This window comes from Nostoc sp. (assembly GCF_036917815.1).
Lineage (GTDB): Bacteria > Cyanobacteriota > Cyanobacteriia > Cyanobacteriales > Nostocaceae > Nostoc.
The window spans coordinates 65,087-79,992 of the sequence record NZ_JBALEK010000065.1; the positions used below are offsets into that span (position 1 = coordinate 65,087).

General features: G+C 41.9%; 13 protein-coding genes and 1 tRNA gene. 6 read left to right on the forward strand and 8 right to left on the reverse strand.

The features are described 5' to 3' along the window. Positions 1 to 200: 200 nt before the first annotated feature. The 5 genes from V7K97_RS20335 to V7K97_RS20355 all read left to right on the forward strand — a co-directional run bounded on the left by V7K97_RS20335 (position 201) and on the right by V7K97_RS20355 (position 8,722). The gene (locus V7K97_RS20335) at positions 201 to 5,831 is read left to right on the forward strand and encodes an eCIS core domain-containing protein (RefSeq protein WP_334802812.1); all 5,631 of its coding nucleotides are present in this window, start codon (positions 201 to 203) and stop codon (positions 5,829 to 5,831) included. Between the two features lie 41 nt (positions 5,832 to 5,872). Continuing rightward, on the forward strand, positions 5,873 to 6,475 hold the full coding sequence (locus V7K97_RS20340; RefSeq protein ID WP_334802813.1) for an SMI1/KNR4 family protein: 603 nt from the start codon (positions 5,873 to 5,875) through the stop codon (positions 6,473 to 6,475). Positions 6,476 to 6,508: 33 nt separating this feature from the next. Then, the gene (locus tag V7K97_RS20345; protein WP_334802814.1) at positions 6,509 to 6,907 is read left to right on the forward strand and encodes a hypothetical protein; all 399 of its coding nucleotides are present in this window, start codon (positions 6,509 to 6,511) and stop codon (positions 6,905 to 6,907) included. A 16-nt stretch (positions 6,908 to 6,923) separates the two neighbouring features. Continuing rightward, positions 6,924 to 7,520, forward strand: coding sequence for a HEAT repeat domain-containing protein (locus tag V7K97_RS20350; protein ID WP_334802815.1), 597 nt, complete (start codon positions 6,924 to 6,926; stop codon positions 7,518 to 7,520). Positions 7,521 to 7,582: 62 nt separating this feature from the next. Next, complete coding sequence (locus V7K97_RS20355) at positions 7,583 to 8,722, forward strand: YbjN domain-containing protein (RefSeq protein WP_334802816.1); 1,140 nt, start codon at positions 7,583 to 7,585, stop codon at positions 8,720 to 8,722. A gap of 77 nt (positions 8,723 to 8,799) precedes the next feature. Here V7K97_RS20355 and V7K97_RS20360 read toward each other — a convergent pair whose 3' ends face one another. The 8 genes from V7K97_RS20360 to V7K97_RS20395 form a co-directional block, all read right to left on the reverse strand. Next, positions 8,800 to 8,976 (reverse strand): hypothetical protein, encoded by a 177-nt coding sequence (locus V7K97_RS20360; RefSeq protein ID WP_334802817.1) that lies wholly within the window; start codon positions 8,974 to 8,976, stop codon positions 8,800 to 8,802. A 54-nt stretch (positions 8,977 to 9,030) separates the two neighbouring features. Continuing rightward, the gene (locus V7K97_RS20365; RefSeq protein WP_334802818.1) at positions 9,031 to 9,186 is read right to left on the reverse strand and encodes a hypothetical protein; all 156 of its coding nucleotides are present in this window, start codon (positions 9,184 to 9,186) and stop codon (positions 9,031 to 9,033) included. 240 nt (positions 9,187 to 9,426) lie between these two features. Beyond that, entirely contained in the window at positions 9,427 to 10,689 is a 1,263-nt protein-coding gene (locus tag V7K97_RS20370) for a glycoside hydrolase family 10 protein (protein ID WP_334802819.1), read from the reverse strand. 606 nt (positions 10,690 to 11,295) lie between these two features. Then, positions 11,296 to 12,351: a magnesium-protoporphyrin IX monomethyl ester (oxidative) cyclase gene (acsF, locus tag V7K97_RS20375; protein WP_334802820.1), complete on the reverse strand. Its 1,056-nt coding sequence runs from the start codon at positions 12,349 to 12,351 to the stop codon at positions 11,296 to 11,298. 290 nt (positions 12,352 to 12,641) lie between these two features. Continuing rightward, a tRNA-Pro gene (locus tag V7K97_RS20380) sits at positions 12,642 to 12,715 on the reverse strand. Positions 12,716 to 12,766: 51 nt separating this feature from the next. Continuing rightward, positions 12,767 to 13,132 carry a DUF1818 family protein gene (locus V7K97_RS20385; protein ID WP_334802821.1) on the reverse strand — a complete coding sequence of 122 codons (366 nt, stop codon included), beginning with the start codon at positions 13,130 to 13,132 and terminating at the stop codon, positions 12,767 to 12,769. 81 nt (positions 13,133 to 13,213) lie between these two features. Then, a complete protein-coding gene (locus V7K97_RS20390) occupies positions 13,214 to 13,759 on the reverse strand; it encodes a hypothetical protein (protein ID WP_334802980.1) in 546 nt (181 codons plus the stop codon). Positions 13,760 to 14,088: 329 nt separating this feature from the next. Continuing rightward, positions 14,089 to 14,325 (reverse strand): DNA-directed RNA polymerase subunit omega, encoded by a 237-nt coding sequence (locus tag V7K97_RS20395; protein WP_179064685.1) that lies wholly within the window; start codon positions 14,323 to 14,325, stop codon positions 14,089 to 14,091. Positions 14,326 to 14,475: 150 nt separating this feature from the next. On the opposite strand from V7K97_RS20395, the gene V7K97_RS20400 reads away from it, so the two are divergent. Continuing rightward, positions 14,476 to 14,895, forward strand: coding sequence for a fasciclin domain-containing protein (locus V7K97_RS20400; protein ID WP_334802823.1), 420 nt, complete (start codon positions 14,476 to 14,478; stop codon positions 14,893 to 14,895). Positions 14,896 to 14,906 lie beyond the last annotated feature (11 nt).

A 14,906-nucleotide genomic window follows, 5' to 3' on the forward strand; every position in this document is an offset into this window, starting at 1 on the left:
CGCAAGAAAACCAAACTGTGTGAAGAAAAATCGCTCTCGTAAGGTGCGTTAACAGGTGCGGAATCAATATAACCGACGACAGTTACCTTTGTTTGGCAATAGACTTTGGGTGAATTGTGTTATGAGTGCGATCGCAGTACCCTAGATATATTAACCAGCAAATACTCATTCACCGACTGATCGGGCATCAGGAGAAGTAAATGACAGAACGCGTAACTCAGCCCAAAAAAGCTTCCACAGGTTCCTTCTCAATACCTGCATTCAAACAACCTAGACGCGGTTTTGGTTTAGATTCTCCTGGTACTTCGTCCCAAACAGTTTCACTGGTGCAACCCCTCAACAAACCTCTAGGCCACGACATTAGTCGAATATCACTTCGTTCACAAACCAAACTCACAGTTAACCAGCCAGGAGATGTTTACGAGCAGTCAGCTGATAGAGTACCAGGGCAGGTGGTGCAGAGGATGAGCGAACCTGTAAATCAACAATTCCTGCAACGGGAGGCATTGCCAGAGGAAGAGGAAGAATTACAAATGAAATCCCTGGCAGATTCCAATATTTCCCTGCAACGAGAAGCATTGCCAGAGGAAGAGGAAGAATTACAAATGAAATCCCTTACTGCTTCGCCTCAAGCAGTTAATGGGATGCAACCCTTAAACAAACCTCTCACCCACGACATTAGTCGAATGTCACTGCGGCGTCCACAAACCAAACTCACAGTTAACCAGCCAGGAGACATTTACGAGCAGTCAGCTGATAGAGTCGCAGGGCAGGTAATGCAGAGAATGAGCGAGCCGGGAAATCGCCACTCTATCCAACGAGAAGCATTGCCAGAGTCAGAAGATCAATTACAAATGAAATCCCTGGCAGATTCCATTACTCCTATAGTACAGCGTAAAGGTAGAGGGGGGATAGCAGCAACATCAGAGCTAGAAAGTTCTATCCAACAAGCTCGTGGAAATGGGCAGCCCCTTGGAGATGATATTAAGCAACCAATGGAGCAAGCATTTGGGGCTGATTTCGGCAGCGTTCGGGTTCATACGGATGCTCAGTCTAACAGTCTCAATCAATCTATACAAGCTCGTGCTTTCACCACAGGGCAGGATGTATTCTTCCGTCAGGGCGAATACTCACCGGAAAGTAATGCAGGCAAGGAATTATTAGCCCATGAGTTGACGCACGTTGTCCAACAGAATGGCAGTGCGGTACAGCCTAAATCCCTTCATGCAGCACCAAAAGGAAACAAACTCCAGACAAAACTGATACCGACAACCTCTGCGGGGAATCGGCTACCCATCCAACTGCGGGAGAACTCCCAAAAACCAGCTGAGGAAGATAACCAAAAAAATTCAGAAGCCGTAGAATCCAAAACTGATATAGAAAACGGCGAACAACAAAATCAGGCGACGACACAAAAATCTCAAGCTACTCCCACACCACCAGATGATAAAGGTAATGGGGCAACAGATCCACCCCCAACAAAAAAGGTTGATGCAGCAGTAGAATCTTCTGGAAATCCATCAGCAACTCAGAAACAGATTGAGGGAAATCAACCAAAACAGCCGGAGTCAAAAGATACCAAAGCTAATACAGAAAAAGTCGATTCCCAACAGCAAACCAAAAACTCAACAGGATTACCAGGAGCAGATCCAGTATTACCTGGAGGAAATGCGGGGAAAGCGATCGCAGTATTACCGGGAGCAAATACAACTAAGACAGCAGTAAAATTACTTGATGCAGCAGTTGGTGGAAAAGCTCCAACTTCCCCTAACGATGACCCAGCATTTCAAGCGGTAGTCGGCACAGCAAAAGAGGTTGCTGGACAACAAAAAAAACACGCACCTGCCAATAGCAAAGCCCAAGAAGCCCAAGCAGCAGCCCAACCCCCAGGGAATGAAGTAGACAGCAAAGCACAAGCCAATCAAGTTGGTGAAATGCAACAAGCCCCAACACCAGGATTTGACGCTGCCGCCTTCAAAGCGAAATTGATGGAGCGCATCGCTGATATGGCTCCCAAAAACTTGCAAGAGGCGGACGACTTTAAAAATAACAACAAACTTGATTCTATTAAGGGCGATTTGAGTGGCAAAGTCAAAGAAGAGCAGAAAAGCTCTCAGAGTCAGGTAGAAGAGAAAACTAAAGAAAAACCTGATACCAGTGGCATTGAGGCCAAACAAGTAACACCACTGCCATCAAAAGACCCAGGGGCACCGCCGGCAGCGATTGGGGCAGATCAAGCCGCACCCAAATCTAAGGGACAAGGTGAAGTTGAGGCACCACTGCAAGATGACAGTAAAAAACTTGACCAGCAGATGAATGAGGCGGATATTACCGACGATCAATTAGCCAACTCCAATGAACCGGAGTTTCAAGGGGCACTCACAGCCAAGAAAGACGCCCAAACCAATGCTCAAGAAGCGCCGCCACAATATCGCCAGCAAGAGCAAGGCATACTCGCAACCGCTCAAGCTACGGCGGAAGCTACAGCCCAGCAACATCTGCAAGCAATGCATGGTATCCGTACCCAAAACCTTGGTCAGGTAGGGGAGCAGCAGGTGGGTGCCAAGAGCAAAGATGAGCAAGCACGGGCAAAAGTTGCAGGTGATATTAATAAGATTTATGACAGTACCAAAGGCAAAGTTGAGAAAACCCTCAGTGAACTAGACGGACAAGTTATACAAGCCTTTGATACTGGTGCTGCTGATGCCAAGAAAGCCTTCGAGGATTACGTTGGCAAGCGAATGGACGAATATAAAGACGATCGCTACAGTGGCTTTTGGGGACCAGCAAAATGGCTCAAAGACAAATTGTTTGGTATGCCTTCAGAGGTGAACGCCTTCTATGAAGATGGTCGTCAGCTTTACATCAATCAGATGGATGGTGTAATTAACAATGTCGTCGCCATTATCAGTAAAGGACTGACCCAAGCCAAAGGAGAAATTGCCAGTGGGAAGTTGGAGATTCAGAATTATGTTAACCAACTGCCGCAAGACTTGAAAGGAGTTGGTCAACAAGCCGCCGCAGACATTGACAGCAAATTTGAAGAATTGCAACAGAGTGTTGACGATAAGCAGAATGAGCTAATTGACACCCTGGCGCAGAAGTATAAAGAAAACCTGGATGCAGTAGATGCCCGCATTGAAGAGATGAAGGCAGCAAATAAAGGTTTTATTCAAAAAGCTTTCGACTTCATTGTGGGAGTCATCAAGACGATCATTGAACTGACCAAAATGCTCTTGGAAGTGCTAGCGCGAGTTGCTGGCGTAGTTGGGCAAATCCTCAAAAACCCGATTGGTTTCTTGACTAATTTAATTCAGGCGGTGAAGCAAGGCTTCCTGAACTTCATGAATAATATCGGGAAGCACCTCCAGCAAGGATTAATTGGTTGGCTGACTGGTACTATGGCAGAAACTGGTATTCAAATGCCAGAAAACTTAGACCTCAAAGGGATCTTTAGCCTAGCAATGCAGCTTTTGGGCTTCACCTATGAAGCAATTCGCGCCCAAGCTGTGAAACGATTGGGTGAAGAAAAGGTCTGCCGATTGGAACAAACTGTTGAGATATTTCAAGTCCTAGCCAGTAAGGGAGTGGCTGGGATGTGGGAGTTTGTCCAAGAAAAAATGGGCGACCTCAACGCCTTGGTAATCGAACCCATCAAGAACTTTATCATTGAAAAGGTGATTACAGCCGGGATTGAGTGGGTTCTCAGCCTGTTGACTCCGGCTTCAGCCTTTATCAAAGCTGCTCAGGGGATTTATGAGATTGTCAAATTCTTTATGGAACGCGCCCAGCAGATTGCCGATTTAATTAATGCGATACTGGATGCCATTGGTGCGATCGCTAGTGGTGCGATCGATCAAGCAATCAAGGGTGTTGAAAATGCCCTTGCTAAATCTTTACCAGTTGTCATCAGTTTCCTAGCAAGTCTTTTGGGCTTAGATGGAATTGCCGGCAAGATTCAGGCAATCTTCCAGAAACTGCGGAAACCGATGGAAAAAGCAGTTGATTGGGTAATTGATAAAGGATCGAAGGCGTTTAAGGCTGTTGGCAACAAGGTTAAGAATAGCAAGTTGGGTAAGAAGGCTGGAAAACTGAAAGATTCGGCGAAGGAAAAATATCAAGCCGGTAAGCAGTGGGTTGAGGATAAGAAGGAAGCTGGTCAGAATTGGGTTAATGATAAGAAAGCAACTGCCGAACAGTGGGTTGAAGGCAAGAAAGAGGGTGTCAAGAATAAGTTTAAAAATAGCAAGTTTGGTAAGAAGATAGGAGCCGTTACAGAATCAGCGAAGGAGAAATATCAAGCTGGTAAGCAGTGGGTTGAGGATAAGAAAGAAGCTGGTCAGAATTGGGTTAATGATAAAAAAGAAGCTGCTCAGAATTGGGTTGAAGGCAAGAAAAAATCTGTCAAGGATAAGTTTGACAAGTTTGGGAATAAAGTCAAGGATAAGCTTGGATTTGGCAAGGATAAGGAGAAAGGAAAGGAAGAGCAGAACAGTAAGGAGAATACATCACAAGATAAACGCTCTGATGAGGTCAAAAAGAAGGATTTAGTATCGGCGGAGAAAACATTACAGGGAATTATTTCTAAATCTGAAAGTACAAAAGAAGTCGAACGACATTTTCCTGCTATTAAGAAAGAATTTGGACTCAAGAAGCTTGAGTGGGACAAGTTGGGTACGCCCTCAGCTGCTGTGATTATGGAAATCAATCCTAGAGCAAAAATTGATCTTTCTGGCTCTGACTTACTACTGAACGAAGGAGACATAACACATAGTAACCAATTCAAGCAGGATGTTACTTTTAAAGAGGGCATAATAGACGGTAAATATAAGGTTGGAAAACAGATGGAGGCGAAAAAATTGGGAGCTAATCACCCACAAGGATCTGGTCCTGATAGTTCCCTCGATAAGCTTATGAGGTTTTTACCAACTGATACTAGTAATAAAAATGAGGATAAATTTATAAGAGGTCATCTTCTAAACGATCACCTCGGAGGTTCGGGACAATACCAAAATCTTTATCCTATTACTGCTGATGCCAATGAAAAACATGAGTCACAAATAGAAAGTGTGGTTAAGAATTGGGTCAACAATGAGGGTTTTTGGGTATATTACAAAGTTGAAGTTATTGAAAAAAAGGTTGACATTACCAAGGGAGAAGTTAATGCTGACCTTATTTGTGAAGCAGCTAGACTAGATACTGATGGGAATAAAGCTTTTAAAGGCGCTTTGAAAGTAACCATACATTCACAAGCAGGGCAAGTAAGAAGTCATACATCAAATCCAATTGATAAGAATAAATACAGCGATAAAGATCCAACACCACAAGACTCTACTTTTGATAAGAGCAAAGTAGAACTATCGGCACGTGGTGGAGCCGTTCCGATGGAAGTGGATTCAACAATCAAAAATGATGTTGAAGAAATTAATAATCTCTTAACTGACGTTGTAGGGAATCAATATTTTAATGAACTTAATCAAGCAATGGAGGTTGTTGTTGGAAATCAGAAAGATGAGAATCCACATAACGAAATCACGTTTAATATATTAACAAATCCTGAATACAGATTTGATGATTTTAACTATGAAAGAGGAGATAAAAAACTAGGAATATGGAATGCAGCCATTAAACGTATAAACGATAATTCAGAGATCAGAGGCAATTTAAAGAAATATAAAAAAGAATTACAGACATACGAGAGTGGAAATTGGTATGAGAATAAGGATAATTCCACGGTTAAAAAAGATATTGTATCACTGGCTAGAATTTCTAGAAAATTAAATATCAGTGAGCGATACCACCCATATAAAAAATCTTCTAAGACAAAATAAAATTTATGAACAAGAGAATGATTGTACAGGAATTCAATTTAATGGCAGACGCTCTTAAAGATAACCCAGCTATTAATATTGTTACATGTGAGTTTAATCCTCCAGCTACAGAAGTAGAAATAAATGAAACTAAAATAAAATTTAAACTTACACCAGCAATGCTTGATTTCTATAATCAGGTAAATGGTATTAATATCGTGTGGAACAGAATAGGAGAAAAAGAAATTCCGGGGGGTGGATTAGCTGCTGGATACATTAATATATTGCCTATTCAAGAAGTATTTAAGGATTGGGAAAATATTATTTATTTTGATGAAGAAGATCCTTGTAAGCCTTTACATCCCATAGATTTTTTCATTGGTAACGCTTGTGCAGCACTTTATTTAAATGGCTCAGATAACCCAGAAGTCTATTATTATTATCGAGGCGAAAAAATGAGGCCGCTAGGTGTAGATTTTGAGGGATATTTGGAACTGTTGCTGAAATCACGTGGTTTTTGGTATTGGCATCTAGCTATTGCTGGGCCTGAAGATTTTAACCCTGATGCCCCGATTCCAAGTGAAGAAAGAAACTTTAGAAAAATTATGCCTCAGCTTTTTGCAGACTTTGATGGATCGGATTTTCAAAGGTTCAATAAGGAATAAAATTATCTTTTCCGTGCTGATGATAACTACAAAATGGGCGATCCAGTAGGATTAAAGCTAGACAGTGAAGAAGCTACAATAGCAGATATTCAAAATCCTTTGGATCATGTTCTTAATAAAGAATTAGGCCAAACAAGTAGATATGTATCTTTTTCAAACGCCATAACAATTTCTGGAGGTGGTGGATCGAGAAGATTTACCAAAAAGAATAAAATTCTCAAAGTTGCTTGGTCAGCGCTTCAGCAATTAGCATCTGACGGTAAAATCAGGATATACACTCCAGAACAAGTTGCAGAAATGATTCGAGAAAATCCTAAGAAAAAAATCAGTAAGCAAGGTAACAATGTCAAAGCAGCAATGGATAAAAATGGAGAGATTCTTATTGAAGGACAAATACCAGGAGATTTTATAGCTTTGGCAAAGTCAAACTGATGAAATAGGTGTTTTTATGGATGAACTACAGACAATAAGAATAGAATTGCAAAACTCAAACCCTGATATTCGAGAGTTAGCACTAGATAAAATAGGAACTCTTAAACCTGATAATGCCCTGGAAATTATACTCCCATTTCTGTCTGATCCCGATCCAAAAGTACGTAGCACCGCAGCTTGTAATTTAGGAGATATTGTCAATAGTGATAGTGTGCCACATCTGATTGAGTTAGCAAGAATTGATTCTGTAGAGCAAGTGCGGAGTGAAGCTTTATCTGCTTTAGAAAATTATAGAGATCCAGAAATACTAAAATGTCTAATTGATGAGGTATACCAAGAAAAAAAATCAAGAAGGCCCAGACAAATAGTTGCACAGCAATTACAGCACTATAATAACGAGCGGTCAATTGATGCATTGATTATTTTGTTGCTCCAAGATGATGATGTTTATGTGCGTATTTTTGCGGCTGACTCGCTATTAGTACTAAATCGTCCTCGGCTGCGTGAAGTTTGGAAACAAGCTTTGTCAGATGAAAGCAGTTACATAATTGAAATAGCAAATAAAGCACTTCAGGATTTGCAAAACTCTCAGAAATTAAGAGAGGTTGGCTGATGAATACTACTAATTAAGTGCTGAATTATCAAGCAAAATTATCAATTGTTAAATAACCATATATGTACGCGATCGCAAAGACTGAAACTCATCAACTTAACACCGAACTAACCCTACACGATTCCTCCCAATCTCCCTTAACCGTTCGCGCGATCGCCCTAACCCTAACCAAACAAGACAACGAACTCATCGCGTGTCGCCTCTCCTTTGAGGTAACACCACAACTCTACCAACGCATCGACACCGCCGCCTTATTCAATCTCAAATCAGATGCGCGTAACCCCCTATCATCTGGCAAATTCCTCAGCGAGCCAGATATTACAATCGTTACCAGCCTGAAACCCGATTTATTACCATTACTAGTAGAACACGCCGTTAACATTGATGAAACTGCAAAATATATCCTGAATTTAAGCCAAAAACAACCCGATAACCAAATCCTCTTTACCGAAAGTTGGTTGGGTTTATCTGTTAAACAACAACAGGAGTCAGGCGAAATCGGGTATCGAACTCTTTGGTCTTATATTAGTCCAGAAAATCTGGCTCAAACAAGCGCTTCTGGTGAAGGAATTGCTGAAGGGATTGTCAACTTTTTTAAAGATTGGACTGAGGCGAATTTATCTGCCAAGACTCAAAAATCTGCTGTCAAAATGCTAGAAGGAATCGATAAATTTTTGACAGAATTAGCTGATATTAACCCAGATGAGATAACACAAAAAATAGAGGCGAATTTTTGCCCATCTCCTACAGATGATAGTATTTTTGAAGCAATAATCAATTTCTTCACAACCGATGATTGGCCTTTCGTACAACTTCCAGGAAAGCCAGCTTTACAAATATCGTTTCAAGGCGAAAATGGCAAATGGAATTGTTACGCTCGGGCGAGAAGTGAACAAAGTCAATTCGTTTTTTACTCAATTTGTCCAGTCAACGCACCAGAAAACAAGCGGCTGGCGATCGCAGAGCTTTTAACTAGAGCTAATTATGGTATGATGATTGGCAACTTTGAGCTAGATTTTACCGACGGCGAAATTAGCTACAAAACCAGCATTGATGTAGAAGGTGACAGACTTAGTTTTGCACTTATTCAACGGGTGGTTTACGCCAACGTCACGATGATGGATGAATACCTGCCAGGGATTTTGTCTGTAATCTATGGTAATCTCTCACCAGAGGAAGCGATCGCCAAAATTGAAAGGTAGTTGATAAGCTGTTGCGCCTTTAATTTGCACTAATATTTTTTCAATATGATTGTGGGGTGGGCATCTTGCCATTGGTGTCAAGTTAAGGCATCAGCCCAAATGTCAAGTGACCAAGCAGCAGTTCGTCGGTGACGTTGACGGACGGCTTTAACCAAGCCCATCGAACGATAATGTTCGACAAGCCAAGGAATAAGTTTTAACTCAGGGTTAAGTAAAAGTGCGCGGTGAAAAAAATATAAACTGCGAAACACCATTTCTACGGAAATACATTCAATAGGCTGTCGGAGAGCGATGCCTACGGCGGTAAACTAGGCTACATCAGCACACAAGTCATTCAGAACAGTGTAGAAAATCCAAGCTGACAGACGCTCTATCACTTGCTCAAAAACCAGTGCAAATAGATGAGATGGCAAACTATTGAGTCTTTGAGACAACGTTTGTTTACTGACTTTCGTTGCTTCCACCCACATTAAGTAGGTGGGCGCTAAAAAACACAACTAGATTAAGAAATATAAATCGCTTAAAAGCTTATTTTTAAAGCATTTAGGGCAGTTTATATCAGTTTACATAGTTCGGTTTAATTGTGCCTACCTACTTAATCCTTCTATTTCTAGCGATCGCAATACATCCGTGAGATGTTGTACTTGTCGATACACCCACAAAAAATTTGAGATGTTTTTTTATTTGTCAGTCCCTTAGGAAAATTAACTGAACGGTTTCCACCCTGCTAATAAATTTGGGTAAGCTACGCGTGTGGGGAAAATTTTCTGGAAGCCTGTTTGCCGTTCTTGAGGCTTTTCTTTGCTCATATTCCAGAGGCTTTCATAGAAAAAGAAAGATACTCCGGCAAAATTGCGATCGCGGATTTTTTGCACTTGTGTCTGAATCTGCTGCATCGATACGGTTTTGTTTTTCAACCCAGCCAAAATACCCACACTTACTGGAATATGGCTCTTGGCTGTTTTCACTTCTGGATATTCTAATTCACTAACAAAAATATTCAAATCATCTCGATATATCTGCAAAACTAAGTCTTCAATTATTCCCAGCCGTTCCCACTTCTGCCAGTCTGCTAAAAAGAAGTTGTAGGCAAAACGTTGAGGATTAGGAGCAATGGAAACCAGACAATCTTTTTTAGTAGCTTTGATGGTTTTGAATACCCGTTTCATAAACTCGGTAATTTTATTAGCTCTCCAACTTACCCATTCTGGATCTTTAAAGTTTTTGGAGGGAGCTTTACCACGGTGTTCTTTTTTGTAAAGCCCCACTGTATAGGCATCATATCCTAATTCTGATGGTAAGCCAAAATGATCGTCAAATTGAATGCCGTCAATATTGTAGTTTCTCACAATTTCAACGATTAAATCTTGAATGAACTGTTGTACTTCTGGGCGAAAGGGATTTAGCCAAACGCGATTATCATTCCCATCTTTGACAATCCGAGTCCCATCTCGGCGACTGGTGAGCCATTGGGGACGATTTTTCGCTAGTAGAGAATCTGCTGGTGCCATGAAGCCAAATTCAAACCAGGGAATCACTGTTAGCCCTTTTTGGTGTCCCACATCAACAATTTCTCTGAGGATATCTCGCCCTTGTAATCCGGGTGTGGGATCGAGCGATCGCCCGATAACTTTGGCGGCAACTTTGCTAGGATACAATGTATATCCCCAATTCCACACCGCCGGATATATGGTGTTAAAATTGAGTTCGTCAAGGCGCTGCAAAGATCCCTTGAGGCGATCGCGCTCAAATAACACATCACTATCAATATTTGTTAACCACACTCCCCTTAACTCCGATGCTGGCATTGGCGGCAGATTAATTTGAGCGTTCAAGGGTAACGATAGCATCACCGTAGCTGCCACACTCAAGGTAAGCATAACGACAAACAAAAGAGGCTTTCTGCTTTGGCGAATATTCCACCAAGAAGGAAACTCAACACACCACTTGACAAACCTTTTGATCATTTGGTTACAGACATCATCAAATTATGAACAATCAATATAAATAGCGATCGCTTTGATTGTAAGTTGAGAAGCCATAAATCGCATTAGTGAGCGCGTGCAACAGCAGCCTAAAAGCTCTTGGGAGCAAAACAGCAGTTTTTTAAATATGCGTTACCCGAAATTCCTGGTAGACAAAATTCATAAATTGTGCATACGTCATTTTCACTTCTATAGTCTAATAACTAAGAGGATGTTTGAAAAGTCCTTTTGTGAGTAGCAAAACGTTCTAGATCCCCCTAAATCCCCCTTTTTATCGGGGGATTTTGATTCCAGTTCCCCCCTTTTTTAAGGCAGGGCTGTTTCATTCCCTAAAAGGCTCTGATTTACAAGCGCTTCAAGCAGAAAATTCAGGTGAATAAAAAACCTGATTGGGCAAGAAAATCGCGTTTGCACTGAAATTTACTCGTTGAAGTGGTATCTTTTCAATGACCAAATCAAGCAAATTTCTGACTTATACTATTGACAAAATCTCTAAGAGATCGAATGAAACAGCCCTGCTTTTTTAAGGGGGGTTAGGGGGGATCATTAAGTGCCTCAAATCACAGCTAACCACTTTTGAAACATCCTCTAACAAACCGTTCCCCGCAAAGCTTCAGTATCAATAGGTTTGATCAGGTAAACTAACAGCAGATTCCAAACAATTGCTGCAATTAAAGGTAGTTTACGAATCAGCTTCACCAATTTCAGCCCAGAACTGCCTTCAATCTCGGCAATTTTCAAGTTGTAACCTGCACAGCGTTGCAGACGTGGGAAAAACTGGGGATGTTCGGTATTCAACATCACAGGAAAAGCCCGTCCCGCAGTCTCATTAGTGTTGCGGACAACTTGGACATCAAATTCTGTGGCATCAAGTCCCAGGGATTTGTAGAACCCGGAACGTTCATGAACTGTCAGCGTGTGGGTAGCAAATACCGATAGCAAGAAAAAACGACTCCACAGCCTAGCTTTCCAGTTGTTCCATAGTTGCGGTTGAGAACGTAAAAGCGCCTTGAATATATCTCCGTGGCGGTTTTCGTCCTGACACCAACTTTCAAAGTAGTGGAAGATGGGATAAAACTGGTTTTCTGGGTGCTTTTCTAGATGTCTGAAAATAATAATGTAGCGCCAGTAGCCGATTTTTTCTGAGAGGTAAACTGTGTAAAGTACCCACTCAATGGGGAAAAACGTATAAGTACGGGTTTTAGTAACAGTGCCTAAATCAAGGGAGACTTTAAAATCGCCCATTGCTTTGTTGAGAAATCCGGCGTGGCGGGCTTCATCACGCGCCATCAGTTGAAATATTTCCCCTAGCAGTGGACTACGATTTTTCAGCTTACGGGATAATTCCTTGAATAGCAAGAAGCCGGAAAACTCAGAAATACAAGAGCGTTCTAAATACTCAATAAACGCCTGTCTTGCTTCACCGCCAATGTGTTCCCAAGACTGCTCAAAGGCTTCATCACGAACAAAATGGTGGCGGTTGTAGTCTGTCCGCATTTCTGTCAACATCGCCTGCAACTCCGTTTCCTGGGCAGACAAATCCAGCTTGGCTGCGGTTTCAAAATCTGTAGTATAAAACCGGGGGGTGAGTACAGTTTCTTTGCTGGGGGTTTTAATTTCTGGCTTGGGTAGAGTGTTAACCATGAGTAATGGGGCGATCTGATTAATAGTTCTATAACTATCAAGCTATAATAAATGTGATTATTTGGCTAGACCTCTTTACAATCTTTTAGGAAATAACCGAGATACTAGTACCGCAAGGCGGAAGTCAAAAGTCAAAAGTCAAAAGTCAAAAGTCAAAAGTATTATGGAATAAGCTCTTTAGGAATTTTAATATAGGTCGTTGCAAGAATCTAGAAATCATAAAATATTCCAAACCATGAAAAAACCTGCCAGTCATTTTGAAAAGACTAGCAGGTATGGCTTATCATCAATCGGAGCGGCGGGATTCGAACCCACGACCTCCACTACCCCAAAGTGGCACGCTACCAAGCTGCGCTACGCCCCGGTTCAGAATTTATATTCTATATCAAAACTTTAGGATAATCAAGAGGCAAATTTAAAAAACCTTAAGTATCCCAGTAGCTTGCAGTAAATGTGGAACAGCAGAAGCATCCCATTTACCTTCTACACATCGCCCTGTATTCAAGATGAAGCGTAGACTGTAATCATGAGGATAGCCTTCCACTTCCATCCATAATAAATCGCTTTCGGCTTCACAAGCAATTTTTTCTTCTTCCATTAATTCAGTTGCGAGTTGCTTCATGGTGTCTGCTAGCTGTGCTAGTAGACGGCAAAAATCATTCAACTCGGCTTCGGTTAACTCAATTGCCCAATCATCTGTACCGACTAAACCTTTAAACTGAGGTGTATCAGGGTTCCAGCCAATGCGCCAACCCGATCCGGTTTTGACAACGCGTTCCATAAAAAGTTTGGATTAGAGACGCGATTAATCGCTTCTGTACAGGAGTTTGGAGTCATTGATTTACAACTCATCACTCTCTCATTACCTCAGTAGTTCAGCACCTCCCCGTTGGGGTGGCTGTGGGGTAGTTGATGTAGTCGGACTGGGTGTGGTGTTGGGGTTAGGGGCTGGTGTATTTTGGGAAGTAGGATTAAATATATTGACTAAGACTTGGACTAGGGCATCTCGCTGGCTGCGGGTGAGACTCTTGATGGCTTTGCGATCGCCTTCTATCGGATTTTCCCGTAGTGAATCATTTCCTGGATAGCTAGTATCATACATAATTTCATTCACACCCAGGTAATCAGCTAAAGTCAGCTTCCAATCCAAGCGATAAATTGCGGACCGCCCTTTGGTATAAATGTTATATCTAATTAGGCGATTTGCTAAGGTGTTGTTTTCGGCAACCTTCCCATTTTCTTTGCTGATATACTTATTTTCCCGTGGGAAATCTGGCAGTTGCTGATACACTAGCTGCCAAACATCGCTAGGAGTGATTCTCTGAGCGTATACAGGTTGGATACCAAGTAAATTTGGATGTATTGATTTGCTCGCCCCTGAACCGAAAATAATTACACCCACTACCATTAAGGCAAGCAGTAGTTTTGTTAGCGGATAGCTAAGGTTGAGCCAGTGCTGAGTTCCGAGTTGTGAGAGGATTGATCTAGGTAGAAGTTTTTTCTTTTTCATAGAATGATATTTGGAAATGAGAGTGCGATCGCACTGCGTTTTCATTCAGCAACGCCAGTTGCTATAGCGTTTCCTAATCACATGAGGTACATCTTAGCCCCCTCTCGAAGAGCGGGGAGGGGGTTGGGGGTGGGGTTCTTGTACCTCACTAAACCGAGAACCGCTATATAACGGAGGGAACCTCCGCAACGCACTGGCTCCTCAGCACTCTCGACTCAGCACTGTTTTTATAGTTCGCCGATAATTTCTGGCTGAGTCAATTCATCGGACATTTCGATAATTGCTCTTAGCACTGGCTTCATGATCGCATCTTCGTTACTTTCAAAGTCTTCGTAACGCCGACGTTTAGCACGATTTGCCACCTGAACCGTAATGCGGTAACGATTTGAGGCTGCACTAATCAGATCCTCAGCACGGTGCATAATCTGAGACTGAGTTGTCTCGAACTTAGAACGCTTTAGCATAATTCAGTGGTTTTTGGGGTCATTCTCCAGTGTAACAGCACTAAATCAGTCTGCTGCTGTCTGTTTAATCGCGGCAACCTCTCTATTGATAGAAGCTAAAAGTATTTTAGTCATTTATAAGTAACTTGTAGTGTTAGGTAACGCACCCTCATGGCTGACCTTGTGGAAACTGCGATCGCAGCAGGTAATTTCAATACCCTTATAAAGGCTGCTAAAGCTGTAGATTTCATAGAAACTTTGAAAAGTCCTGGTTCTTTCACGCTCTTTGCACCGACTGACGAAGCTTTTGCTAATCTGCCAGAGGGAACTTTAGATTTGTTATTACAAGACATTCCCAAGCTCAGAAAAATTGTGGCGTATCATATCGTTAGTGGGGATGTTCGCTCTGATGATTTGATACAGATTAACGAGGCAGAGACGCTTGAGGGGTCAATTGTAGCCATTGAATCTGCCAACGGTAAATTCAAGGTGAATAACGCCAATGTCCTCAAAACAGATATTCTAACAGACAATGGTGTGATCCATATTATTGATGCAGTGTTGATGCCTGCAATGGTGGCGGGGAAGTAATGTATGGGGCA

Coding starts and splice junctions, on each gene's coding strand:
- V7K97_RS20345 (WP_334802814.1), top strand. CDS start 6,509: ATGGGCGATCCAGTAGGATTAAAGCTAGACAGTGAAGAAGCTACAATA.
- V7K97_RS20355 (WP_334802816.1), top strand. CDS start 7,583: ATGTACGCGATCGCAAAGACTGAAACTCATCAACTTAACACCGAACTA.
- V7K97_RS20385 (WP_334802821.1), bottom strand. CDS start 13,132: ATGGAACGCGTTGTCAAAACCGGATCGGGTTGGCGCATTGGCTGGAAC.
- V7K97_RS20395 (WP_179064685.1), bottom strand. CDS start 14,325: ATGCTAAAGCGTTCTAAGTTCGAGACAACTCAGTCTCAGATTATGCAC.
- V7K97_RS20340 (WP_334802813.1), top strand. CDS start 5,873: ATGGCAGACGCTCTTAAAGATAACCCAGCTATTAATATTGTTACATGT.
- acsF (WP_334802820.1), bottom strand. CDS start 12,351: ATGGTTAACACTCTACCCAAGCCAGAAATTAAAACCCCCAGCAAAGAA.
- V7K97_RS20335 (WP_334802812.1), top strand. CDS start 201: ATGACAGAACGCGTAACTCAGCCCAAAAAAGCTTCCACAGGTTCCTTC.
- V7K97_RS20390 (WP_334802980.1), bottom strand. CDS start 13,759: ATGGTAGTGGGTGTAATTATTTTCGGTTCAGGGGCGAGCAAATCAATA.
- V7K97_RS20400 (WP_334802823.1), top strand. CDS start 14,476: ATGGCTGACCTTGTGGAAACTGCGATCGCAGCAGGTAATTTCAATACC.
- V7K97_RS20350 (WP_334802815.1), top strand. CDS start 6,924: ATGGATGAACTACAGACAATAAGAATAGAATTGCAAAACTCAAACCCT.
- V7K97_RS20360 (WP_334802817.1), bottom strand. CDS start 8,976: ATGGTGTTTCGCAGTTTATATTTTTTTCACCGCGCACTTTTACTTAAC.
- V7K97_RS20370 (WP_334802819.1), bottom strand. CDS start 10,689: ATGATCAAAAGGTTTGTCAAGTGGTGTGTTGAGTTTCCTTCTTGGTGG.